Origin of the sequence: Porphyromonas bobii, from assembly GCF_943169685.1 — a bacterium.
Classification (GTDB): Bacteria; Bacteroidota; Bacteroidia; order Bacteroidales; family Porphyromonadaceae; genus Porphyromonas; species Porphyromonas pasteri.
On sequence record NZ_CALPBU010000003.1, the window covers coordinates 184,385 to 208,151 of the forward strand.

Below are 23,767 nucleotides of genomic sequence, written 5' to 3' on the forward strand. Positions count from 1 at the left end.
CTCATGCACACGCAGGCTATCGGCATCCCGGGCGAGCACATACAGCTCCGCGCCCTATCGCAGGAAGATCTCCCGCTGCTACTCAGCTGGGAGAACGACCCCGAGGGCTGGTACTCCAGCGGCACGATCAATCCCCTCTCCTCCGACTTCATCCAGCGCTACATCACCGCCTCGAGCACGCATATCCTCGAGACGGGCTCGATGAGCCTCATCATCGAAGGGCTCAAGACCCGCTCGGCACTGGGGCATCTTGTCCTCTACGACTACAGCCCCATCCATCGCCGTCTGGGCGTCGGTATCTACATCGACCGCGAGGCTCGCAAGACGGGGATCGGCTCCGAAGCCATCCGCTTAGCCCTACGCTACGCCTTCGACAAGCTCCGTTGTGAGCAAGTCTATGCCGAGGTCTTGGCTTCCAACGAAGCCTCCCAGCAGATGCTCCGCGGCATCGGCTTCGAGCATACCGCCACGCTCCCTCGCTGGCACTGGCAAGACAACCACTACGAGGACCTCCATTACTATCAGATATGGCACCCATAGCCACAGAGATCCAGCGTCTAAGAGAGGAGATCGAGGCGCACAACTACGCCTACTACGTCCTCTCATCCCCCACCATCTCGGACTACGACTTCGACCAACTGCTCAAGCAGCTGGAGCGACTGGAGGCGGAGCATCCCGAGCTCATCACACCCGACTCGCCTACCCAGCGTGTCGGCCGTGACCGCACCGAGGGCTTCACGCAGGTAGCGCACCGCTACCCCATGCTCTCGCTGGGCAATACCTACAGCTACGACGATGTACGGGAGTTCTACGAGCGTGTCTCGAAGGACTTGGGCGGTAAGCCCTTCACCATCGTTGCGGAGCTCAAGTATGACGGGCTCTCGATCTCCCTGACCTATGAGAAGGGACTACTGACCCGTGCTGTCACTCGTGGCGACGGACAGATGGGCGATGATGTGACGGCTAATGTACGCACGATACGCTCCATCCCCCTCCGCCTGCGTGGCACGGGCTATCCCGAGAGCCTCGAGGTGCGTGGGGAGATCCTCTTGCCCTTCGTGGAGTTCGACCGACTGAATGCCGAGCGTCATCGTGCCGACCTCCCTCTCTTCGCTAATCCTCGCAATGCTGCCAGCGGTACGCTCAAGCAGCTCGATCCTGCGATCGTAGCTGAGCGCCGACTCGATGCCTACCTCTACTACGTACCTGGGCAGCCCAGTCTCCCCGACAGTCACTACGAGCGTCTGCAGCTCTGCAAGAGCTGGGGGCTGAAGATCTCGGAGGCTACCCGTCGCTGTCATTCGCTGGAGGAGGTCCTATCCTTCCTCGACTACTGGGAGCAGGCACGTGCCGAAGCCCCCGTTGCCACCGATGGCGTCGTGCTCAAGGTAGACTCCATCACCGAGCAGGAGGAGCTGGGCTATACGGCGAAGACCCCACGCTGGGCTATCGCCTACAAGTATCAAGCTGAGCAGGCTAAGACGCGCCTCATCTCCGTAGACTTCCAAGTCGGGCGTACGGGTGCTGTCACACCTGTGGCCAATCTCGATGCCGTGGCACTCTCGGGCACGACCGTGCGCCGTGCCTCGCTTCACAACGCTGACTTCATCGAAGCCTTCGACCTGCACATCGATGATCAGGTCCTCGTAGAGAAGGGCGGTGAGATCATCCCGAAGATCGTCGGCGTCGTCACGGAGGAGCGTCCCAGCGATGCTCAGCCCGTCATCTTCCCCAGCCACTGCCCCGCCTGTGGCTCTCCCCTCGAGCGAAACGAAGGAGAAGCTGCCTACTACTGCACGAACCAAGCGACCTGCCCCCCACAGCAGACGGCTCGTATCGAGCACTTCTCTGGGCGCAAGGCTGCTGACATACGCCTCGGAGCTGAGACCATCGACCTCCTCTTCACCCACGGTCTCGTGCATAGTATCGCCGACCTCTATCGCCTGAAGCTGGAGGATCTCCTGCAGCTCCCAGGCTTCAAGGAGCGCAGTGCTACCCGCCTACTGGAGAGCATCGAGGCCTCTAAGGAGCGCCCCTTCCGTGCCCTACTCTTCGGGCTCGGCATCCGCTTTGTGGGCGAGACGGTAGCTAAGACGCTCGTGCAGCGCTATGCGGATATCGATGCCTTAGGCACAGCGACCTTCGAGGAGCTCACGGCTATCCCCGATATCGGTGCAGTCATCGCCGAGAGCCTCGTCCACTACTTCGCCTCACCCGAGAATAGGGAGTTCATCTCGGAGCTCCAGCGCCTGGGGCTTCCTCTGAGCCGTCGCCCCGAGGAAGAGCCACTCCCGACGACCGATCATGCTGCTATCTCGGGCAAGGCCTTCGTCATCAGTGGTGTCTTCACCCACCACTCCCGCGAAGAGTACAAGGCCCTCATCGAGAGCCTCGGGGGGAAGATCGCTTCATCCATCTCCAGCAAGACCAACTACGTCTTGGCCGGCGCCAACATGGGCCCAGCAAAGCTCGCTAAGGCCACCGACCTCGGCATCACCATACTCTCCGAGGACGAATTCCTCGCCCTCATCGAGCCCCACGAAGGAGAGCAGCCCGCCGCCTCCACCGATGAGGCGGACACGGCCGACCTCCCCCTCTTCTCTAATCCCTCCTAATTCCCTCTCCACGACGATCACGAATCCTATCAGCTATCTGTAATGGACATTATCTTTATCTGTATCCTCGTCTTCTTGATCATCCTCGCCTGCTTCGACCTCGTATCAGGGGTGAGCAATGACGCGGTGAACTTCCTCAACTCCGCTATCGGGGCGAAGGCTGCCCCGTTCAAGGTCATCCTCGGCGTCGCTGCCGTGGGGATCTTCCTCGGAGCCTCCCTAAGTAACGGGATGATGGATGTAGCACGCAATGGGATATACAACCCCGCCTACTTCACCTTCCAGGAGGTCATGACCATCTGCTTGGCGGCGGTAGTCACCGACATCATCTTGATCAACATCTTCAATACACTCGGGCTGCCGACCTCGACGACCGTCTCCATGGTCTTTGAGCTCCTCGGGGCTTCCTTCTGTATGTCGGTGCTCAAGGGCTTTGACGATCCCAGCCTCCAGATGCTGGATATGCTGAATGCCACCAAGGCCCTACAGGTCATCATCGCTATCTTCCTCTCGGTAGCTGTGGCCTTCTTCTTTGGCTCGGTGGTGCAGTGGATCACGCGTGTGTGCTTCTCCTTCAACTATAAGAAGACTCTCCCCTACCTCGCTGGTATCTTCGGGGGCATCGCGCTGACCTCTATCGTCTACTTCATGCTCATCAAGGGGCTCGAGGAGTCGACCTTCGCCTACAAGGACTGGGTCAACAGCCACACACTGGAGCTCATCATCGGCTGCCTCATCGGCTTCTCGATCATCATGCAGGTCCTACACTGGTGCGGCGTGAATATCCTCAAGATCATTATCCTCGCCGGTACGCTGGCCCTCTCGCTGGCCTTCGCGGGCAATGACCTCGTGAACTTCATCGGGGTACCTCTCTCGGGTCTCTCCGCCTATCAGGACTACATGGCCAACGGGAATGGGGCCTACGACACCTACCTCATGGGAGCGAATAACCTCCCCGCCAAGACGCCCTATATCTTCCTCCTCGGCTCAGGGGTCATCATGACGCTGGCCCTCTTCTTCTCTAAGAGCGCGCAGAATGTCATCAAGACCTCGGTGAATCTCTCCCGCCAAGACGACGGGGAAGAGACCTTCGGCTCATCCCGTATCGCCCGTGGTCTCGTGCGTACCAGCAGCGCCATCAGCACCTTCCTCGAGCGTGCCGTACCGCAGAAGGCTCGCACATGGATTGACTCCCGCTTCAATAAGCAGGAGCTCACGATGGAGCCTGGTGCAGCCTTCGACCTCGTGCGTGCCTCGGTGAACCTCGTCCTGGCAGGGCTACTCATCGCACTCGGTACCTCCTTCAAGCTCCCCCTCTCCACGACGTACGTCACCTTCATGGTGGGTATGGGTACGTCGCTCGCAGACCGCGCTTGGGGTCGTGAGAGTGCCGTCGGTCGTGTGACGGGTGTGATGTCGGTCATCGGTGGCTGGTTCATCACGGCTGGTGCGGCCTTCATCATCGCGATCATCATCGCTACGATCATGCGCTATGGTGGCTTCATCGCTATGATCATCCTCATCGCGGTGGCGCTCTTCCTGCTCTTCAACAGCCATCTCATCCGTCGCAAGAAGGGGGATGCTGATGATGAACTCTTCGTGGCTATCCTCAATGCCGAGGATCCTACGACGATGTGGAGCCTGCTCTCTGAGCACGTCCGTCAGAATCAGATCGGCCTGCTCGACCACGTCAGTCAGGACTACCTCGACATGACCAATGGCCTCTTCAGCGAAGATCTGCGCCGTCTGAAGAAGACCATGCACCATCTCGACGAGCACAAGCGTGCCTTCAAGACGATGCGCCGTAAGGAGACCATCGGGCTGAGACGCATGGCCAGCGACGAAGACATGCTGGAGAAGAACATGTGGTTCCACCTCGGTGCCAATACCTGTCTGCAGATGATCTATGCCCTCGAGCGTGCTACGGAGGTAGCGGTAGAGCACGTAGACAACAACTACAACCCCATCCCCGAGGAGTACCGCGCTGAGTTCGCCCCCATCCGTGACCGCGTCATCGACTACATCGCACAGGTCCACCAGCTCATCTCCAGCAAGCGCATGGAGGATGCCAAGAAGGCGAGGAACATGGGTAAGGAGCTGCGCGAGATCGTCAAGGATATGCGTAAGACCCAGATGAAGCGTGCTCACAAGGGCCGTCGTGAGGACCTGCGTGCCTCGATGGTCTACCTCAACGTCCTCATCGAGACCAACGAGCTCCTCGGCAACCTCCGCCACCTCGTCGGCTATAGCCAGAACCTCCTCGACGAAGAGGCCGAAGGCTAAGCCCCCCCCCTTCGCCTTCTGCAGGCGAAGACCAAGAAGCCACGGGCGCGCTACTTCATCATAGCGCGCCCGTGGCTTTTTATTATGCTCTCCCCGATGAGGGTAGCGATCTGAATGCGGGAGGCGTGCACCTCGGCGCTCCATTCGTAACACCCCCGAAGTGGGCAAAAGAAGACGGCTCCCCCGCTACCGCCAGCGGTAGCGGGGGAGCCGTCGTATATAGAGGATGTCAGTGGCTTACTTAGCCAAGACGAGGTAGTAGTTCTTCTTACCGCGCTGTACGAGCAGGTAGCGATCAGCGATGAGCTGGGCAGAGGTGATGAGGTCATCGGGACTGGCAACCTTCTCCTTGTTCACGCTCACACCACCCGAGGCGATGAGCTTGCGCAGCTCGCCCTTCGAGGGGAAGACTGCCGCATCTTCGGTGAGGAGGTCGATGACCTTCACACCACCCTGCAGCTTGTCCTTCGAGACTTCGAACTGGGGTACCCCCTCGAAGACGGAGAGGAGTGTAGCTTCGTCGAGCGACTGGAGCTGCTCGCGCGTGCCCTGCCCGAAGAGGATGCCCGAGGCAGCCACAGCGGCATCATAGCTCTCACGGCCGTGGACGAGGACGGTGATCTCCTCCGCCAGGCGCTTCTGCAGGGCGCGCTCGTGGGGAGTAGCAGCCTGCTGAGCCTCGAGACCTGCGATCTCCTCCTGCGTCAGCGTCGTGAAGATCTTGATATAGCGTGCCGCATCGGCATCATTGACATTCAGCCAGAACTGGTAGAAGGCGTATGGGCTCGTGCGCTCGGGGTCGAGCCACACATTCCCGCTCTCGGTCTTACCGAACTTACCGCCGTCGGCCTTCGTGATCAGCGGACATACCAGAGCATAGGCCTCGCCAGCATCCATACGGCGGATCAGCTCCGTACCCGTGGTGATATTCCCCCATTGGTCAGAGCCCCCCATCTGCAGACGGCAGCCGTAGTGGCGATAGAGATACAGATAATCGTAGCCCTGCAGGAGCTGGTAGCTGAATTCGGTGAAGGACATCCCGTTGGAGTTCTCGCCGCTGAGGCGCTTCTTCACCGAGTCCTTAGCCATCATATAGTTGACCGTGATATGCTTACCGATGTCGCGGATGAAGCCGAGGAAGCTGTAGTCCTTCATCCAGTCGTAGTTGTTCACCAACACAGCAGCATTGGGGGCATCGCTATCGAAGTCGAGGAACTTAGACAGCTGCTTCTTGATGCAAGCTTGGTTGTGGCGGAGCGTCTCTTCGTCGAGGAGGTTACGCTCGGCGGACTTCATCGAGGGGTCACCAATCATCCCCGTAGCACCGCCGATGAGGGCGATGGGGCGATGGCCTGCCAGCTGGAGGTGGCGCAGCATCATGACCCCGACGAGGTGGCCGATGTGAAGGGAGTCTGCCGTGGGGTCAATACCCAGATATGCAGAGGTACGCTCCTTCTGTAGCTGCTCCTCAGTGCCTGGGAACATATCATGGATCATCCCACGCCAGCGCAGCTCTTCAATAAAGTTGATCATTTTTCTTCTTAAAAAGAGGTGATTATCTGTATGTATAGTGGTACAAAGATAGCTAAAGCCTCGCACCTGCGCCCCTATGCGCGCGAGGATAGCCCGCTAACAGAGGGTAAGGGACTCGCCCTATCACACAAAATTCTCTCATCCAGCAGAGGGAGAAGTGCTATCCCCTCGAAGAAAAAGCCGCCCTCCCATAGTGGTCTTCTCCTATCCAGGCACGTAGTCTTAAAGACCACGTACGTAAACCCTATCATCCACGTACGTAGACATTAGATCTACGCACGTAGACGCAGCTTATCTACCATTCGTCCGTGACTTTTATTCGCACTCGTAGGAAGTCATTCCACTACTGCTCTCAGCTTTTCTCACCGAAGAGACGAGCCTCACATAGCACGGTGGCGCAGCGTGTATCGCAAGGTTCTCTTCTCTGGTATTGCTGATTACAAGTTTTTTCTTAGGTTTGCAGTGTGGAGAGAAGCCCTTCTCCATGCAATACAGAGACACAAGAGCACAACGCAACGACACCACTTTCATCTGATCGCGCTATGCACTACACGTTTAGATACTCTACCCCACTCAAGGTCTACACCGCCCTCTGCATAATGGTTCTTGGGCTAATCTGCTACTATGCATTCAGATCAAGCCCTTGGTTTATGATTGTCCTATACAGCGGGATGATCTTTATATCGCTGCTCTATTCCGCCCTCTCTATACCCCGTTCGATAGAGGATGACGGAGAGACTGTGGTCTTGAGGCGGCTCTTATGGTCGAAGCGGTATAGCCGTACGATCTACGACATCTCCGAGGTAAGTGGTATGGAGCTAACGAAGAGCTACGCCATCGTTGGCTCGGCAGGTTACTTCTGCTATAATGGCCTCTTCTACAAATCAAAGATGGGCTTCTTCAATCTCGTCGCTACGGAGGAGACTGGTCATTACCTACGCATCCAGCGTAAGGGTCGTCGCCCGCTCTACATCGCCTACCAGCCTGCCCTATCCTACTAATCGCATCTTCCCACACACCCCAAGCACCACACCTTCCACAAGACACTCATTACTCCGCACCCTATTCCTCACCATCGGAATGGGGCGTTAGCGCAAAGCAACACCATCACTTCCATCTAATCGCGCTATGCACTACACGTTTAGGTACTCTACATTCGTCAAGGTCATCACCTTCATTGGATTATGGGCTCTTGCACTCATCCTTTATCTTCTGGCGACCGTAGACGGCTTATCATCGTTTGCCTTCCTCCTCTGGGCAGGCGCTTTGGGCCTCATCTACCCTCCCCTCTCCATGCCCCGTTCGATAGAGGATGACGGAGAGACTGTGGTCCTGAGACGACTCTTATGGTCGAAGCGGTATAGCCGCACGGCCTACGACATCTCGGAGGTAAGTGGCATTAATTTAATGAATGGTCTCCGTGTCTTCGGCTCGGGAGCTTACTTCGGCTATAGTGGCTACTTCTACAAGACGAAGATTGGCCTCTTCAAGCTCCTCGCTACGGAGGACACAGGCCATTACCTACGCATCCAGCGCAAGGGTAGCAAACGACCGCTCTACATCGCCTACCGGCCTACCCAATCCTAATCATAGCATCTTCCCACATCACCCCAAGCACCACACGACACATGAAACCCTTACTTCTCCGCACCCTATCCCTCGCTATCGGTATAGGTAGTCTGTGCCTTCACAGCACGACCGCTTCAGCTCAAGCGACCCAAAAACCCGACAAGCACTATGCCCTGAGCGATACCATAGCGCTTACCATCTTCGACTATGCTCAATACCGAGCCTACTACCAAAAGGAATATCGAGATGTCCCCTCCGACCCCAAGTCCCAACGCTGGCTTCAGCTCCTGCAAATCGGGAGTAAGTATCAGGGCTACGTCAACTATGGGGAGCTACGTGCCGACTCAATATGGAACGCCTCGATAAAGGCGGGCAAGAGTGATGCCGAACTGCATCCCGAATGGTCTGCAGCTAGGGATGAATCACAGCCCGACGTGAAGCTCCTCTTTGACCGCAACAAGGGTGTCTTGGACGCACACGACAGGGTCTACATCAACAAGTACCACTACAGCGAGCCCATCCCCCAGCAGCAGTGGACGATGGCCGAGGGCGATAGCACGATCTTAGGCTACACGTGCCACAAGGCCACGACCCGCTTCCGTGGGCGAGACTACGTCGCTTGGTACACCGAGGAGATCCCCTACCCCTACGGGCCCTATAAGTTCGGCGGTCTCCCTGGTCTCATCACCTGCATCTACGACACCCAGCGCGAGCACATCTACACGCTTGTAGGCTTTGAGAAAGCCCCCGCCTTAGACTACATCTACTACGGCAACGGGCGACGCAAACCCACCGAGGGCACACGCGAGGAGGTCAATAAACTCCAGCGACAGTACCACGAGCAGCCGAATCTCTTCAAGTCCGACCTTATCACGCCAGCCCCTGGCACTAAGATCAACCGCAAGAAGCCCAAGCCCTACAACCCCATCGAGCTGGAATAACCCCACAGAGCTATGATACGTTCGCTTCTCCGCACCCTCTTTCTCGCTATCGGGATGGGGTGCCTAAGCCTTCCCGCCACAGGGCAAGCGCCCAAAGCAGGCCTTGATCCCAGCAGAGTATATGACCCGAGTGACAGCATTCAGAAGACCATCTTTGATCATGCGCTGTACCGAGCCTACTACCAGAAGCTGTATCGAGATGACCCCGCTGATCCGCAAGCCTATCACTGGATGCAGATCCTGCAGATAGGTAGGAGCCACCAAGCCTACCTCGACTATGGCGAGCTACGTAGAGACTCCATCTGGAATGCAGCAGCAAAGGGGAGGAAAAGCTATGGAGAAATCGAGGCTGATCTTGATGTGGCCTTTAATGATACCTTTTCCAAGCAGAAGCTCGTCTTCGACCGCGCCAGAGGGATAGTCAACGCCTACGAAAGGATCTTCATCAGCACGTACCACTACACCGAGCCCATCCCCCAGCTCCAGTGGACGATGGCGCGGGGCGATAGCACGATCTTAGGCTACCCATGCCACAAGGCCACGACGCACTTCCGTGGACGAGACTACATCGCTTGGTACACCGAGGAGATCCCCTTCCCCTATGGGCCCTTTAAGTTCGGTGGCCTCCCTGGCCTTATCACCTGCATCTACGACACCCAGCGCGAGCATATCTATACGCTTGTAGGCTTCGAGAAAGCCCCGTCAGAGGACTACATCTACGAGCGAGCGCGACGCCACTGGTTCGAGACCACGAGGGAAGTGCTGGCGAAGCAGCAGAAGTACTTCCACGAGCAGCCCAACCTCTTCACCCCCGACATCCTCACCCCTGACCCCAGGAACAAGGCCATCAAGCGCAAGCCCAAGCCCTACAATCCGATCGAACTGGAGTAAATCCCCACAGAGCTATGAAACAGTCCATTCTCCGCACCCTATTCCTCACTATCGGGATGGGGTGCCTAAGCCTTCCCGCGATAGGTCAAAAGCCCAAGGTCTTCCCTGACTACACCTATGTATATGAGCCGAGTGACTCCATTCAGATGACCATATTTGACGACGCACAGTATCGGGCCTACTATGAGAAGCAGTACCGAGACGACCCGTCTGTCCCCCAGGCTTATCACTGGATGCAGGTCCTGCAGATAGGCAGGAACTACCAAGCCTTCCTCGACTATGGTGCGCTACGTAGTGACTCGATATGGAATGCTTCGGTGAAGGCGAGGAAGACATACGGGGAATTTGAGGCGGAGAGTGACGCTGCCTATGAAGCTACCTTATCTAATCTGAAGCTCATCTTCGACCGCTCCAAGGGGATGATCAATGCCCACGAGAAGATCTTTATCAACAAGTACCACTACACGGAGCCCATCCCCCAGCTCCAGTGGACGATGGCGCGGGGCGATAGCACGATCTTAGGCTATACGTGCCACAAGGCCACGACACGCTTCCGCGGACGGGACTACATCGCTTGGTACACCGAGGAGATCCCCTTCCCCTATGGGCCCTTTAAGTTCGGGGGCCTCCCAGGCCTCATCACCTGCATCTACGACACCCAGCGCGAGCATATCTACACGCTCGTAGGCTTCGAGAAAGCCCCTTCTGCTGACTACATCTACGAGCGAGCGCGACGTATGTGGTTCGAGACCACGAGGGAAGTGGTGGCGAAGCTCCAGAGGAACTACCACGATCAGCCCGACCTCTTCACCTCCGACATCGTCATCCGTGACCCCAAGAGCAAAGCCGTCAAGCATCATAGTAAGCCCTACAACCCCATCGAATTAGAATAAATCTGCCCGTCCACTCCTCCCCGCCCTCTATGAAGACAGTAAGACTCCTCCGAGGCATCGCCTTATCCCTCAGTATGTGCATCCTCTCCGTAATGAGCGCTGAGGCACAAGAGACCAACATGGCCCCATTCATTGAGAGCTTGATACGTGCCTTCAAAGCAATGAAGGCTGACACCGTACGCAAGGACGTCATTGAGCCCAACCTCTATCGTGCATTCTATAAAGCAGAGTACCATCCTGTTGCGAAAAGCATGGCGCCAGCCTATGAATGGACGCAAGTATTGCAAATCGGAGAAACGGCCCAGCGCTATATAGACCATGGAACCTTGCTGGCTGATTCGATATTTGACGATGGAGTCAAGACGGGCAAGGCCCCCGAAGAGTTCGTCCCAGGATACCATAAGGCAAGCAAGAGCTCCGTCATGGATAGCCACATACTTTTCCTTCAGAGAGAGGGGAAGATGGAGTACTTCGATCGGATCGTCGCCGACCACTTCACCTACATAGATAGTATCCCTCAGCAGCAGTGGGAGCTGGTCGCAGGAGATAGCATCATCGCAGGATACACCTGCCACCGCGCCCAGACCCGCTACCGAGGGCGCGACTACACGGCTTGGTACACTGAGGAGATCCCGCTGAGCTATGGCCCATATAAGTTCAGAGGACTCCCTGGACTCATCACCTGTATCTATGATAAGGACCGTGACCACGTCTTCACCCTACAGGGCTTCGAGCGCGCTCCGCTCGGGGAGGTCATTTACCGCAAGAAGAAGTCCTACTTCAAGACGACGAGGGAGCGCCTCCAGCAGGCCATCCGCAACTACATGACGAACCCCTCGGGCTACAGCACACCAAAGATCAACGTCCAGGGGAAGAAGACCGCCAAGCCACCTAAGCCCTACAACCCGATTGAGCTGGAGTAACATCCTCTCTCCTCACGTTCCCGATACCACTATGAGACACTACGACTACACGCCCCGACTCCTTTGGTGCCTCCTCACACTGCTCCTCCTGATCCCCATAGGGCAAGCGCATGGGCAAACGAGTGAGCGCCACGTGACCGCCCGCATCGTCAATGCCGAGACGGGTGCCCCCATCGTCGACGTCCTTTGCTCAGCATGGGACGGCGAGCGGCACCGCACAGCCTTCACGCAGAGTGACGCTAAGGGCGAGGCGCGCTTTCGACTCACGCCCCAAGACCAGTTTCTTTCCTTCGTCCTCTTAGGCTATACGAAGCAAGAGCTACGCATCAGCGAGCTTTCGGGAGATAGCTTCACCGTGCGTCTCCAGCCCTCGACGACGCCGATACGTGAGGTACATATCAAGGCACGCCCCATCACCGTGCGGGGCGACACGCTCCGCTACCGCGTCAAGGCCTTTGCAGGCAAGCGAGACCGCTACCTCGAGGATGTCATCAAGAAGCTCCCCGGAGTAGAGGTCAAGGAGAATGGACGGATAGAGTATCAGGGTACACCGATCAATAAGTTCTACATCGAGGGGCAAGATCCCTTGGGCAGCAACTACACGCAGGCCTCGCGCAACATCCCCATCAATGCCGTTGATCAGGTCGAAGTCATCGAGCACAACCAGCACAAGCGCGTCCTACAGGGCCTCGTCTCCAGCGACCAGGCAGCACTGAACATCCGTCTGAGCAAGGCCTCACGCTTCCGTCCCTTCGGGGAAGTCTCAGCAGGAACGGGCCTGCCTGCGCCACTCTGGGAGGGCAAGGCCTTCCTCATGCAGGCCTCACCGACGAATCAGCTCATCACCTCACTCAAGGGGAATAATACGGGGGTAGACCTCTCGTCAGACTTCGAGCAGCAGCACGACGCAGGGAGTGGCCTGCCGCAGATCTCCCTTCCCTCGACCACCCTACAGACCTCCTCCCCACAGCGCCCACCTCTCGACATCGGGCGCTACCTCGATGATAGAGGCTTCAACTGGGGTATCAATGACCTGCAGAAGCTCGGGGAGTACAGCAACCTCCGCATCAACGTCTCGGGATACCATGACCGCCGACACCTCAGCTCCGAGAGCGAGACCCACTACCTCGGCACTACCCCTCTCGACCTCTACGAGACCTCTCAGCTGACCCGAAGCCCCAACTACTACAATGCCGCCCTGCGCTACGAGCACAATGCGCCCAAGCGCTATCTCGTAGGTGAGCTGCGCTTCGGAGGTAGGCGCTCCGACCAAACGGAGGGCCTTCGCTCCAATAGCCGTGAGTACACCTTGGGGCTACGGCAGGAGCCGCTTTGGCTCCAAGCAGCCCTGCAGACGACCCTCCGCTTAGGCGGTACGGTCCTCGACTTCGTCTCCTCCACACGTGGCTACACCGCAGGAGAGACGCTCCGTGGCGAGTGGACCGAGGCGGCACTCCCCACACAGACGCTCTACGAGCAGCGCCGCATCACCCAGCTTCACACGACGCATCAAGCCTCGACGAGCTTCCACTTCTCCCATACCACCGCACTTCACACGGGGCTGGAAGCCACGGCGGACCTACGGAGCTTTGACACGCCCTACGCCAGCCTCGCCCGCTCCTGCAGCTACCGCGACCTCTCTCTGGCGCTGGATGCGTCCTTCAGCTACCGCCCCGAGGGCTTCTATCTCTCGGTGGGGAGCCCCCTGACCCTCGAGCGGGAGATGCTTCAGGTAGGTACGCGACACGATGAGGCGACACGCCTACGTATCGCCCCCTTCTTCAGCATGAGGGCGAGCCTCGGGCAGCACGGGGAGCTATGGCTACGCGGGAGCTACTCTGAGCGCCCCGACCTCGACGGCTACTACAGCTCCAGCACCCAGAGACGAGGCTACCGCCTCTACTACCAGAGTCTCGAGCACCTCTACAGTCAGCAGACCCTCTCCAGCTCGCTCCGCCTCACCTATCGCAACCCGCTGGAGCTCTTCTTCACCTACCTCCATCTGAGCTACAACTACACGACCCACGGCTACTACCGTGACTATACTTATAGTCTTGACCGCACGGTGAGCATCCCCATCGACAGCACGCACCACCGCCAGACCTTCTCCGCAGCGGGCGTCGTCGACAAGTCCATCGCACCACTCGGGCTGAGCCTACATGCCGAGCTACGATACAGCCACTCGAGCTACATCTCCTCACAAGCACATCGCGTCTATCAGATCCAGAGCGACCTCCTCGTGCCCAGCCTCACGATGACGTGCAACAAGCTCTCCCCGCTGGAGCTGGCCTACACCTTCGAGCTCAGCAGCCTATGGATACATCACCCGCTGACGAAGCTACGCCCCGTCCTCTCCCTACGCGAGAGCTTCGAGGCAGGCCTCCCCCTCGGTGATCGCTGGCTCCTCGGCCTGCAGATCGTCCACTCGATGAATGAGGTCGCTCCGAGGGAGTACAAGCATACCCTCTTCGGTGACCTCGACGCCACCTGGACTGTCAGCAAGCGCGTCAAGCTCACCGCCCGCTTAGCGAACCTATGGGGACAGACTGCCTACCAAGTGACCCGCCTCTCCGCCACCGACATCTCGAGCTTCGCCGTACCGCTCCGCCCCCGCGAGCTCATCGTGACGGCTACGCTTCGCATCTAAGGCGCTCATCTCTTAGTCCTTTCTCCCCCACCTTCGCCTCACAGCACGCTACGAAAAGGCGTGCTGTGGGGCGCTTTTTCTACGACCGAAGGAGGTGCTTTTGAAAGGCCTTAAATAGGGTGCAGAGGAGTGCCCTTATCCCATTGTCCATTCTCTTGTAACTCGGGCAGTTGAATATCATATATTCGTTGTACCTTTGTAGGAGACAGAAAAGTCTATATAGACAGATTTGCTAATTCGAATTAGTTTTATGGAAATTATCAAGATCGTCGGGCGTGAGATCCTCGACTCCCGTGGGAACCCCACAGTAGAAGTAGACGTACACCTTGCGTGTGGTATCATCGGTCGTGCAGCTGTACCCAGCGGTGCATCCACGGGCGAAAACGAAGCTCTCGAGCTCCGTGACGGCGACAAGGGTCGCTACCTCGGTAAGGGTGTCCTCAAGGCAGTAGAGAACATCAACAACGTCATCGCACCTGAGCTCTACGGCATGAGCGCCCTGAACCAGCGTGAGATCGACCTGAAGATGATCGCTCTCGATGGCACCAAGACCAAGAGCAACCTCGGCGCTAACGCTATCCTCGGTGTATCTCTCGCCGTCGCTAAGGCTGCCGCTCAGTACCTCGACATCCCCCTCTATCGCTACATCGGTGGCACGAACACCTATGTACTGCCCGTACCTATGATGAACATCATCAATGGTGGCTCGCACTCTGACGCTCCTATCGCTTTCCAGGAATTCATGATCCGCCCTGTGGGTGCATGCTGCTTCCGCGAAGGTCTCCGCATGGGTGCTGAAGTCTTCCACGCACTGAAGAAGGTCCTCCACGATCGTGGCCTCAGCACCGCTGTAGGTGACGAAGGTGGTTTCGCTCCTGCCCTCAACGGTACGGAAGACGCTATCGAGTCGATCCTCAAGGCTGTCGAAAAGGCTGGCTACGTCCCCGGTAAGGACATCACCATCGCTATGGACTGTGCTTCCTCTGAGTTCTTCAAGGATGGCATCTACGACTACACGAAGTTCGAAGGTGACCACGGTGTGAAGCGCACGATCGACGAGCAGGTTGAGTTCCTCAGCCAGCTGGTAGAGAAGTATCCTATCGACTCTATCGAAGACGGTATGGCTGAGAACGACTGGGAAGGTTGGAAGAAGCTTACCGACAAGCTCGGCAAGAAGATCCAGCTCGTCGGTGACGACCTCTTCGTCACGAATGTAGAGTACCTCCGTCGCGGTATCGCCGAAGGCTGCGGTAACTCGATCCTCATCAAGGTCAACCAGATCGGTACGCTCACCGAGACCCTCGACGCTATCGACATGGCTCACCGCCACGGCTTCACCTCCGTCACCTCACACCGCTCTGGTGAGACGGAAGATGCTACGATCGCTGACATCGCTGTAGCTACGAACTCTGGTCAGATCAAGACCGGTTCGCTCAGCCGTACCGACCGTATGGCTAAGTACAACCAGCTCCTCCGCATCGAAGAAGAGCTCGGTGACCTCGCTGTCTACGGCTACAAGCGCATCAAGTAGTCGACTCCCATACGGCCCATCTGCGCTGAGGCAACCCTGCCCGCGCACCGAAGCCGTAGGATATAAATAGCCCCGCAGGATGACCTCCTGCGGGGCTATTTCGCTTCCTGCTGTGCAACAAAGAAGCGGGGAAGAATAGTTATCTTTGTGAGACGGGGCTTTTCAGGTGAGCATATCCCCGAGAGCCCCATATATAGATAGACTCCATCATCACTCCATAGCGCTGTATGCAACAGTCCTCCTCCGCCTGGACTCGCTGGGCTCCCCCAGTGACCCGCAACTTGATCGTCATCAACTTCATCATCTACTTCGCCTCAGTCCTGCTACTGCGTCGAGGCTTTGACCTTGCGGAGGTCGCTGGCCTGCACTACTTCGAGTCCTCAGCCTTCCGAGTGTGGCAGCTCCTGACGTATCAGTTCCTCCACAGCACCTCGTCCATCGAGCACGTGCTGTCGAATATGTTCGCGCTCTATATGTTTGGCTCGAGCATTGAGTACTTCTGGGGCAGCAAGCGCTATCTGATCTACTATCTCCTCTGTGGTATTAGTGCAGGGCTGGTGCAGGAGCTGAGCTGGTACTATGAGCTAAGCGAGGTCGTACAATACGCGAGCGTACAGCTCCCATCGGGGATCGTGCCACTCGACACCTTCCTCAGTATGCTGAATACCGTGGGGGCATCGGGAGCTGTCTTCGGCATCCTCCTTGCCTCTGGAGTACTCTTCCCCAACTCATACGTCCTCATTGGCTTCGCCATACCGCTGAAGATGAAGTATTTCGTCTTCCTCTACGGCGCCTTTGAGCTCTTCGCCGGTATCCACAATACCTGGGGTCAGGTAGCCCACTTCGCTCACCTCGGTGGGATGATCGGCGGAGCTATCCTCATCTATCTATGGCGTAAGAAGGGGGTTATCCGATAGCTCTTCGATGAACTGGCAGAAGCTATATAAAGAGTATTGGCAAGAGGGGGGCATCGTTATGCGCCTCCTCATCCTACATACCTTCGCCTACCTCCTTATTGGGCTGACCTCTTGGGCCTGCACGCTCATCACACCCTTACGCTGGTGGGATCTCGGGCTCTCGCTCTCCTTCTACCCTGAGTGGGACAAGGTACTCTACCACCCTTGGTCGCTCGTCACGTATGCCCTCCCCCACCTAAACTTCTTCCACTTCTTTGGCAACATGTGCCTGATCTATGCGCTCCTCCCTGTGATGGCGTATCGACTCGGGACGCGCAGATTCCTTTGGATCTATATCGGAGGCATCATCGCAGGGGCATTGACCTACCTCTTAGGCTACCAGCTCCTCGGAGCAGAGATCATACCTCCCCTGTCGCTGCAAGGTGCTTCAGCTGCCATCCTCAGCGTATGTGCTGCGGCAGTCATGGTAGATCGCAAGATTCTCTCCTCGTTCACCCTACGCTTTACGGGAAATCGCATCCCACCCATCGCACTCTGGGTCTTCCTCTTCCTCGTCTTCCTCGGTGCTGGACGAGGAAACTTAGGCGGTCACTTGGCGCACCTCGGCGGGCTCCTCTTCGGTATCGCCTGCGGTCTCTACTACCGCAAGCAAGCCAAGCATCCCGCAAGCGTTTTTACCAGCGACCGAGAGGAACTGCTACGCAAGACCCGTCACTCGAGCTTCTCCAGCCTAAGCCCCGAGGAGCGTCGTCGCTTGATGAAGAACCTCCCCAAAGACAAGAACTAACCTACCCCACAGCAACCAAATAATGAAGCTTCGCGCTCTCTTCACCTTCAGCTCACGCGTCGCACGGGTCATCCTTCTCGTGGGGACACTCCTCATCTCTGGGATCTATCTCCTCGGAGCCTACTCGGGGTACATAGCACCGAAGACCTGGATCCTCCCGAGCTTCTTAGGCCTACTATTCCCTGGGCTGATCTTAGCGCAGATCCTTGTGAGCCTCTTCTGGCTCATTGCGCTCGACAAGAAGCGCCTTATCCTCGTCGGAGTCGTGTGGCTCATCTCCCTGCCACAGCTCCTCACCTACTTCCCCATCAGCCGCTCGGCGAAGATCCTCGGCGACGAAGACGATGCGATACGCGTGCTCTCCTACAACGTCTGCGCCTTCGGCTTCAAGCCCCACACCAAGACCAGCCCCAACGCCATCCTGCAGTACATCAAAAGCAGTGGTGCTGACATCGTCTGCCTACAGGAGGCGATGCTCAATCAGAATCCTTGGGCAGGTGTCGTCTCAAAGACCCTGCGTAGCTATCTCGACAAGGACTACCCCTATATCCAGGTGAATCGCGTGAATCGTGGCGGGAGTACCCTCGCGCTTCTCTCCAAGTACCCTATCACCGATACCAAGGAGATACCTATCGACTCTTGGGTCAACGGAGCTATAGCCTACAAGGTGCTCATCCGTGGTGAAGAGACACTCATCATCAATGTACACCTCGAGTCCTTCCATCTGCGCCGTATCGATGGCGAGGACTACCTACGCTTGGCCTCTCAAGGCGATGCCGTCCGCCTGAAGGACGCCATGGGCGCAAAGCTCGCACCGACCTTCCGTGCCCATGGCGTACAGGCGAACGTCATCCACCAGCTCATACAGAGCTATGGTACCGAGCGTGTCATCGTCTGTGGCGACTTCAACGACACGCCCCTCTCCTATACCCGGCGTAAGATCGCCGATGGGCTGAAGGATGCCTTCGTCGAGCGTGGCAATGGCTTCGGCTTCACCTTCACGACGCGCCCCTTCATCGTGCGCATCGACCACATCCTCTACGGCTCTGCCTTCCGTGCTATCAGCTGCGAGGTCGACAAGACGGCCAGCGAATCGGATCACCATCCTATCGAGGCCGTGCTCAGCTTAAGCCCAGCACAAGAGTAATCCCGCACCCATGCTCTGCAAGAAGATACGCCAGTACCTCATTGACTTCCTCGTCGGCTCGCTCTGGGTACAGAGTGAAGGTGACGATCGCTTCCAGCGCCGCTTCGAAGCCATCGGCTATACCGACGATCCTGAGCAGATGAAGCTCTATCCTATCGTCATCATCCCCTCAGGCTTCTTCAAGATGGACGTCTATGGCACCGAGGAGTCGATGCCTCCCCTCCCGCTGAAGACGTGGCGAGGGATACCACTACTCTTCGGCGAGCCCCGAGAGGAGTGGAGCGCTGATGGGAGTCAGCTCATCATCCATGCCGACCTACTCGCCTCGACCTACTTCCTCATCTCCCGCTATGAGGAGATGTACCGACGTAGTGAGCGCGACTCCTATGGGCGATTCCCTGGGAAGAGTTCGCTCCCCTATCGAGCAGGCTTCCTGCACCGCCCCATCATCGACGAGTACGGCGAGGCCCTCAGACAGATCCTCCTCGAGACGGGCATCGCTGAGCGCCACAACCTACGCCTCGAGGAGCGTCCCCAGACCTTCAGCAGAGTCAACCTCACCCACGACCTCTCCCGCCCGTACAACTATCGTGGCTGGAGAAGCTTCCTGCGTGCATGGCTCAAGCAGAAGAAGAGTCCCTTAGAGGCAGCACGCCTTAGCTTCTCAGCAGATGTCGAGGACGACTACTTCACCTTCCCTAAGTTCCTCAAGTGGGATCGTAATACCTGCGATAGCTTGGGTAGGGATAGATCGGATATCTTCCTCTTCATCCGCATGCCCTCGCGCCACCCGCTGGATAAGCCTTACTACAGCCTCCACTCGCACTATCTCCATCGCATCCTCTCGATAGCCGCCAAGCACAAGGTGCTCTTGGCGCTGCAGTGTAGCTATGCCGCGGGGCACCAGTCGGAGCTCATCAGCAAGGAGCGCCATCAGTTTGAGAAGGCCTTCCGTCAGCGTCCCCGTGGCCTGCGACACAATAAGCTCACCTCCTGCGAGCCCGAGGACCTCCTTCAGGCCTATGTCTCGGGCTTCCGCAATGATTACTCGATGGGCTACGCCGATGTCGTCGGCTTCCGCCTCGGCACCTGCCGTCCGGTGAAGTTCATCAACCCCAATACCCGCCTTCTGACAGAGCTCATCCTCCACCCTCTCGTGCTGCGCGACCTGACGCTGAGTGATCAGCGCTACATGGCGCTGGAGCAAGATGAAGCCGAGCGCATCGCACACGACCTCATCCGCACGACAGCTCGATACAACGGCGAGCTCACGCTCCTCTGGCACAACGACCTACTCTCGCAGAAGACCCACCCCTGGCACTCCGTCCTCTATCGCTCCATGCTCCGTCTCATCGAAGAGCTCGGCGCAGAGCCCCAAGCGTAGTCCCAGCCCCTCACCCGCTCGCCCATGCAAGCCTCCCCCTTCCGCCCACTCACCCTCCGTCATCCCTCTCCCTTCCCTTATATAGTCTTTGCTGGCCCTTGTAGTGCCGAGACAGAAGCACAGACCCTCGCGACAGCCGAGGCGCTGCGTGCCCGAGGTATCCGCCTCTTCCGTGCCAGCCTATGGAAGCCCCGCACACGCCCAGGCTCCTTCGAGGGAGTAGGTAGCGAAGGCCTGCCTTGGCTCCAGCGCGTCGAGCGTGAGCTGGGTATGCAGGTCGCCACCGAAGTGGCCTCCGCCAGCCATGTGGAGGAAGCACTCGCTGCAGGGCTGGATACCTTCTGGATCGGAGCGCGCACGACGACAAGCCCGTTTGCTATGGCAGAGCTTGCCGAGGCCCTCAGCGGAGAGCGCGTCACCGTGCTGGTAAAGAACCCACTTAACCCCGACATCGAGCTGTGGGAAGGCGCTCTCCTGCGCCTCTACCAAGCAGGTATCCCTCAGATAGGGGCTATACACCGCGGCTTCAGCACCTACGCCAAGGGGCTCTATCGCAATGCCCCCCTCTGGCAAATCCCCATTGAGCTACGCCGTCGCCATCCCGAGCTTACCATCCTCGTTGATCCCAGCCACATCGCTGGGCGCCGAGACCTCGTACCGCTGGTCAGCCGTATGGGGCTGGAGATGAACTTCTCCGGCCTGATGGTCGAGACGCACCCCGAGCCCGAGAGTGCTTGGAGCGATGCCGCACAGCAGCTCACCCCCACCGACCTCATCACCATCCTCTCCCAGCTGGATCTCCGCCCAGTCCGACCGACCGATGACCGCATGCTCAGCGGACTACGGGAGAAGATTGATCATATCGATGCCGAACTCCTGCGCCTGCTGCGAGAGCGTATGATCATCTCCGAAGAGATCGGGCATATCAAGGCCAGTGCCCACCTCCCTATCGTGCAGCCCGACCGCTACCGCAGTCTGCTGGAGGACCGCTTATCACAGGGCCATGCCTTGGGACTGGATGAAGGCTTCCTCAGGGAGCTCTTCAGCTCGATCCACGAGGCCTCTGTACACACCCAGCACACCGACAGCAAGTGACTATGAAGCTCCATCGCTTTGTCTTGACCTTGGGCTCTAATAGTGAGCCACAGAAACACCTCTCTCTGGCCCAAGCGGGGCTCCGCAGTCTCGGGCTGGAGCGCCTCACCTTCTCCCCAGCTCGCGAATCTGCCCCCATCAGCTTTGGACTCTCCGATGCGCTCTTCACCGACCAAGTAGCCGTAGGAGAGACAAGTATGGAGCTGGAGACCTTCGCCACACACCTCAAGGCTCTGGAGCGTCGTACAGGCCGTACCCCCGAGCAGCGCAAGAAGCACCCCGAAGCTATCCCCGTGGACATCGACCTCATCACCTGGGATCGGGAGATCCTCAAGCCCCGGGACATCACTCGCCCCTACCTCATCGAAGGTCTACGCGACCTCGGTGAACCACTCCTCCCCGAGGAATAACCCCACCGCTTTCACCCGAGACTTCACAGAGTGCTCACAGCCCTCTGCCAGCTCGCCGTATCTTGAGGTAAAAGCAACCAGTACTGGTCACCGAGCGAAGTAGTACTGGTCACCAGTAGTTACCAGTAGTTACCAGTACTGGTCCGAAGCGCGACCAGTACTGATCGGGTCAGTGACCAGTACTGGTTCATTTACCCCTCCCCGCAATGCTCTTTCCCCCTACGACTTACGCCGCAGCAAAATACCAGTAGCAAAATTCCCTGAATTCACTAACTTAGCGGTACGATACGACACGATCTATACCTCTATCCATCATGATCAAGAGACTTACTCCTCTGCTCTTTGCTCTCGGCACGCTCCCCGTGCTGGCGCAGCAGACACCTAAGACAGACCCCACACAGGTCTATTCGCTCCTTGATGGGAAGACCATCATCAAGACCAATCCCTTCAGCGACATCTTCGGGAACCTCAACCTCAAGATCGAGCGCATCCTGACCGATGGGCTTAGCGCACAGCTATCCGTCTTCACCTCTCCTAAGTCCAATCAAGGGCGACAGTTCGGAGCCTTCCACGACATCACTTCGGTGACGAGTAGTATAGCCCTCTACTCCTTCCAGCCCAAGTATGTCGCTGTCGTGCCGCAAGTACGATGGTATCTCAATGATGGCTTGGGCTATGGCTTCTATATGCAGGCGTATTATCACTACCAGCACACTCAGTTTACCAACCAAGAGATCAGCTCGCACCGCACTCTAATTGGCAATGATACACCTGAATTTACTCTGGTATATGATGGTCAAGCTACGATGCATGGCTTCGGCTTTGGTGTCGGGGCACAGTGGCTCTTTGGCCGGAGAAAGAATGTCGTCTTAGACTGGTACATCGCTGGGATCGGCCGTGGCTTCGTCCGAGGTAAGCTCACGGGGAGCTATACCTCAGCCCTCGACCAGCAGAGTTTCACAGAGCGCATCCGTGGCGACCTTCCCAACCAAGGAGAAGGTACTGAGTTCACCTTTGATGCCACACAGCCTCGGGTAAAGGTATCAAAGATCAAGTACCAGTCCTATATCCTTGATATGGGGCTCTCCATCGGCTTCCGCTTCTAACGATTCATTAATTCAGCTGGGGTCACAAAGCCCCAGCCCTCTCTACATATTTATGCGAAAGATACTTACTGCCCTTATGCTTAGCCTCAGCACACTCCCCGTGCTGGCACAAGAAGCACCCAAGCCCGACCCTACCCAGCTCTACTCGCTCCTTGATGGGAGGACCATCGTCAAGACCGACCCCTTGAGCGATGTCGTCGGGAATCTCAACCTTCAGGTCGAGCGCCTCCTCGCCCATGGAGTCAGTGCCCAGCTCGGTCTCTACTTCACCCCTCAGGGAGATGAAGGGACGCAGTCTGGAGCCTTCCACTACCGTAGCTATGCTCTCAGCAACTCCATCGTTTTCTCTCCCGAGCAACCGAAGTATGTAGCCTTCTCGCCCCAGATAAGATGGTATCTCAATGGAGGCTTAGGACATGGCTTCTACATACAGGGCTACTACAGATTCCAGCATAGCGACTTCACCCGCCAGCATATATATGCCCCACACAAGGTGGTAGACGACAAGATGCAGCATATCAGCGTTGACTACGACGGTCAGGCCACGACACACAGCTACGGCCTCAGCATCGGGGCACAATGGCTCTTCGGACGACGGAAGAACATCGTCTTAGACTGGCACATCCTCGGTGTCGGACGTGGCTTCACACGCGGGAGTCTTACAGGCACCTATACTCCTGCGGTCAGCCACGCAGAGGTCGAAAAGGCTCTTCGTCAAGATATCCCCAGAGATATGACGAATGCTGTGTTTACCTTCGATGCCACACAGCCCCAGGTCAAGGTTTCAAAGATCAAGCAGGCTTCTGACATCTTCGATATGGGCGTGTCCATTGGCTTCCGCTTCTAAGGCGAACCGAAGTAGCGCACGCCTCTTCGCGTAAAGCCCTCCCCATTCTCTCCCTCATAGCAAAGGCTACACCCGAAGTCAGACTTCGGGTGTAGCCTTTGTTTTGCTCCTAAGTGGGGTATCTTATTCGGAAGGGATGAAGAGCCCCCCCCCGAGCGAGGCAGTGCAAACCAATAGTGGTCGGTAGTGCAAACCAATAGTGGTCGGTAGTGCAAACCAATAGTGGTATGGGGTATGAACGAATAGTG

Annotated in this window: 20 protein-coding genes; 19 read left to right on the top strand and 1 reads right to left on the bottom strand. The window is 57.5% G+C overall.

From position 1 onward, the window contains the following. The first annotated feature begins 3 nt into the window (after window positions 1–3). Genes KO088_RS04535 through KO088_RS04545 form a run of 3 tightly spaced genes read left to right on the top strand, consistent with a single transcriptional unit; the run spans window position 4 to window position 4,898 of the window. Complete coding sequence (locus KO088_RS04535; RefSeq protein ID WP_215493756.1) at window positions 4–540, top strand: GNAT family N-acetyltransferase; 537 nt, start codon at window positions 4–6, stop codon at window positions 538–540. Beyond that, window positions 528–2,615, top strand: a complete 2,088-nt coding sequence (gene ligA / locus KO088_RS04540) for an NAD-dependent DNA ligase LigA (RefSeq protein ID WP_215493757.1) — start codon at window positions 528–530, stop codon at window positions 2,613–2,615. Before KO088_RS04535 ends, ligA begins: the two co-directional genes overlap by 13 nt. Before the next feature lie 42 nt (window positions 2,616–2,657). Next, the gene (locus tag KO088_RS04545; RefSeq protein ID WP_215493758.1) at window positions 2,658–4,898 is read left to right on the top strand and encodes an inorganic phosphate transporter; all 2,241 of its coding nucleotides are present in this window, start codon (window positions 2,658–2,660) and stop codon (window positions 4,896–4,898) included. A 237-nt stretch (window positions 4,899–5,135) separates the two neighbouring features. Here KO088_RS04545 and tyrS read toward each other — a convergent pair whose 3' ends face one another. Then, complete coding sequence (tyrS, locus tag KO088_RS04550; RefSeq protein ID WP_215493814.1) at window positions 5,136–6,428, bottom strand: tyrosine--tRNA ligase; 1,293 nt, start codon at window positions 6,426–6,428, stop codon at window positions 5,136–5,138. Between the two features lie 653 nt (window positions 6,429–7,081). Between tyrS and KO088_RS04555 the strand changes: the two genes are divergently transcribed. From KO088_RS04555 to KO088_RS04630, 16 genes are all read left to right on the top strand, one after another. After that, complete coding sequence (locus KO088_RS04555) at window positions 7,082–7,432, top strand: hypothetical protein (RefSeq protein WP_215493759.1); 351 nt, start codon at window positions 7,082–7,084, stop codon at window positions 7,430–7,432. Window positions 7,433–7,559: 127 nt separating this feature from the next. After that, entirely contained in the window at window positions 7,560–8,018 is a 459-nt protein-coding gene (locus KO088_RS04560; RefSeq protein ID WP_215493760.1) for a hypothetical protein, read from the top strand. Window positions 8,019–8,059: 41 nt separating this feature from the next. After that, window positions 8,060–8,941, top strand: a complete 882-nt coding sequence (locus KO088_RS04565; protein ID WP_215493761.1) for a GLPGLI family protein — start codon at window positions 8,060–8,062, stop codon at window positions 8,939–8,941. 12 nt (window positions 8,942–8,953) lie between these two features. Beyond that, on the top strand, window positions 8,954–9,832 hold the full coding sequence (locus KO088_RS04570; RefSeq protein WP_215493762.1) for a GLPGLI family protein: 879 nt from the start codon (window positions 8,954–8,956) through the stop codon (window positions 9,830–9,832). A gap of 14 nt (window positions 9,833–9,846) precedes the next feature. After that, window positions 9,847–10,725: a GLPGLI family protein gene (locus KO088_RS04575; RefSeq protein ID WP_215493763.1), complete on the top strand. Its 879-nt coding sequence runs from the start codon at window positions 9,847–9,849 to the stop codon at window positions 10,723–10,725. 29 nt (window positions 10,726–10,754) lie between these two features. Continuing rightward, a complete protein-coding gene (locus KO088_RS04580) occupies window positions 10,755–11,648 on the top strand; it encodes a GLPGLI family protein (protein WP_215493764.1) in 894 nt (297 codons plus the stop codon). A 31-nt stretch (window positions 11,649–11,679) separates the two neighbouring features. Further along, window positions 11,680–14,295, top strand: coding sequence for a hypothetical protein (locus KO088_RS04585; RefSeq protein WP_215493765.1), 2,616 nt, complete (start codon window positions 11,680–11,682; stop codon window positions 14,293–14,295). Window positions 14,296–14,545: 250 nt separating this feature from the next. Beyond that, complete coding sequence (gene eno, locus KO088_RS04590) at window positions 14,546–15,826, top strand: phosphopyruvate hydratase (protein ID WP_009432153.1); 1,281 nt, start codon at window positions 14,546–14,548, stop codon at window positions 15,824–15,826. Between the two features lie 227 nt (window positions 15,827–16,053). Then, window positions 16,054–16,743, top strand: coding sequence for a rhomboid family intramembrane serine protease (locus KO088_RS04595; protein WP_215493766.1), 690 nt, complete (start codon window positions 16,054–16,056; stop codon window positions 16,741–16,743). A gap of 58 nt (window positions 16,744–16,801) precedes the next feature. Continuing rightward, entirely contained in the window at window positions 16,802–17,530 is a 729-nt protein-coding gene (locus KO088_RS04600; RefSeq protein WP_215493767.1) for a rhomboid family intramembrane serine protease, read from the top strand. Between the two features lie 22 nt (window positions 17,531–17,552). After that, entirely contained in the window at window positions 17,553–18,677 is a 1,125-nt protein-coding gene (locus KO088_RS04605) for an endonuclease/exonuclease/phosphatase family protein (RefSeq protein WP_215493768.1), read from the top strand. A gap of 10 nt (window positions 18,678–18,687) precedes the next feature. Beyond that, window positions 18,688–20,061 carry a UDP-2,3-diacetamido-2,3-dideoxy-alpha-D-glucuronate deacetylase VimE gene (vimE, locus tag KO088_RS04610; protein WP_215493769.1) on the top strand — a complete coding sequence of 458 codons (1,374 nt, stop codon included), beginning with the start codon at window positions 18,688–18,690 and terminating at the stop codon, window positions 20,059–20,061. Between the two features lie 24 nt (window positions 20,062–20,085). Continuing rightward, complete coding sequence (locus KO088_RS04615) at window positions 20,086–21,156, top strand: bifunctional 3-deoxy-7-phosphoheptulonate synthase/chorismate mutase type II (RefSeq protein WP_215493770.1); 1,071 nt, start codon at window positions 20,086–20,088, stop codon at window positions 21,154–21,156. Between the two features lie 2 nt (window positions 21,157–21,158). Continuing rightward, window positions 21,159–21,566 (top strand): 2-amino-4-hydroxy-6-hydroxymethyldihydropteridine diphosphokinase, encoded by a 408-nt coding sequence (locus KO088_RS04620; RefSeq protein WP_044114637.1) that lies wholly within the window; start codon window positions 21,159–21,161, stop codon window positions 21,564–21,566. A 314-nt stretch (window positions 21,567–21,880) separates the two neighbouring features. After that, window positions 21,881–22,672: a DUF3575 domain-containing protein gene (locus KO088_RS04625; protein WP_215493771.1), complete on the top strand. Its 792-nt coding sequence runs from the start codon at window positions 21,881–21,883 to the stop codon at window positions 22,670–22,672. 52 nt (window positions 22,673–22,724) lie between these two features. After that, window positions 22,725–23,519: a DUF3575 domain-containing protein gene (locus KO088_RS04630; RefSeq protein ID WP_215493772.1), complete on the top strand. Its 795-nt coding sequence runs from the start codon at window positions 22,725–22,727 to the stop codon at window positions 23,517–23,519. Window positions 23,520–23,767 lie beyond the last annotated feature (248 nt).

Excerpts from the sequence above, each read along its gene's own strand:
- KO088_RS04535 (WP_215493756.1), top strand. The coding sequence starts at position 4 with ATGCACACGCAGGCTATCGGCATCCCGGGCGAGCACATACAGCTCCGC.
- KO088_RS04615 (WP_215493770.1), top strand. The coding sequence starts at position 20,086 with ATGCAAGCCTCCCCCTTCCGCCCACTCACCCTCCGTCATCCCTCTCCC.
- KO088_RS04595 (WP_215493766.1), top strand. The coding sequence starts at position 16,054 with ATGCAACAGTCCTCCTCCGCCTGGACTCGCTGGGCTCCCCCAGTGACC.
- KO088_RS04575 (WP_215493763.1), top strand. The coding sequence starts at position 9,847 with ATGAAACAGTCCATTCTCCGCACCCTATTCCTCACTATCGGGATGGGG.
- eno (WP_009432153.1), top strand. The coding sequence starts at position 14,546 with ATGGAAATTATCAAGATCGTCGGGCGTGAGATCCTCGACTCCCGTGGG.
- KO088_RS04605 (WP_215493768.1), top strand. The coding sequence starts at position 17,553 with ATGAAGCTTCGCGCTCTCTTCACCTTCAGCTCACGCGTCGCACGGGTC.
- vimE (WP_215493769.1), top strand. The coding sequence starts at position 18,688 with ATGCTCTGCAAGAAGATACGCCAGTACCTCATTGACTTCCTCGTCGGC.
- KO088_RS04560 (WP_215493760.1), top strand. The coding sequence starts at position 7,560 with ATGCACTACACGTTTAGGTACTCTACATTCGTCAAGGTCATCACCTTC.
- KO088_RS04625 (WP_215493771.1), top strand. The coding sequence starts at position 21,881 with ATGATCAAGAGACTTACTCCTCTGCTCTTTGCTCTCGGCACGCTCCCC.
- KO088_RS04545 (WP_215493758.1), top strand. The coding sequence starts at position 2,658 with ATGGACATTATCTTTATCTGTATCCTCGTCTTCTTGATCATCCTCGCC.
- ligA (WP_215493757.1), top strand. The coding sequence starts at position 528 with ATGGCACCCATAGCCACAGAGATCCAGCGTCTAAGAGAGGAGATCGAG.
- KO088_RS04585 (WP_215493765.1), top strand. The coding sequence starts at position 11,680 with ATGAGACACTACGACTACACGCCCCGACTCCTTTGGTGCCTCCTCACA.
- KO088_RS04600 (WP_215493767.1), top strand. The coding sequence starts at position 16,802 with ATGCGCCTCCTCATCCTACATACCTTCGCCTACCTCCTTATTGGGCTG.
- KO088_RS04580 (WP_215493764.1), top strand. The coding sequence starts at position 10,755 with ATGAAGACAGTAAGACTCCTCCGAGGCATCGCCTTATCCCTCAGTATG.
- KO088_RS04565 (WP_215493761.1), top strand. The coding sequence starts at position 8,060 with ATGAAACCCTTACTTCTCCGCACCCTATCCCTCGCTATCGGTATAGGT.
- KO088_RS04630 (WP_215493772.1), top strand. The coding sequence starts at position 22,725 with ATGCGAAAGATACTTACTGCCCTTATGCTTAGCCTCAGCACACTCCCC.
- KO088_RS04620 (WP_044114637.1), top strand. The coding sequence starts at position 21,159 with ATGAAGCTCCATCGCTTTGTCTTGACCTTGGGCTCTAATAGTGAGCCA.
- KO088_RS04555 (WP_215493759.1), top strand. The coding sequence starts at position 7,082 with ATGATTGTCCTATACAGCGGGATGATCTTTATATCGCTGCTCTATTCC.
- KO088_RS04570 (WP_215493762.1), top strand. The coding sequence starts at position 8,954 with ATGATACGTTCGCTTCTCCGCACCCTCTTTCTCGCTATCGGGATGGGG.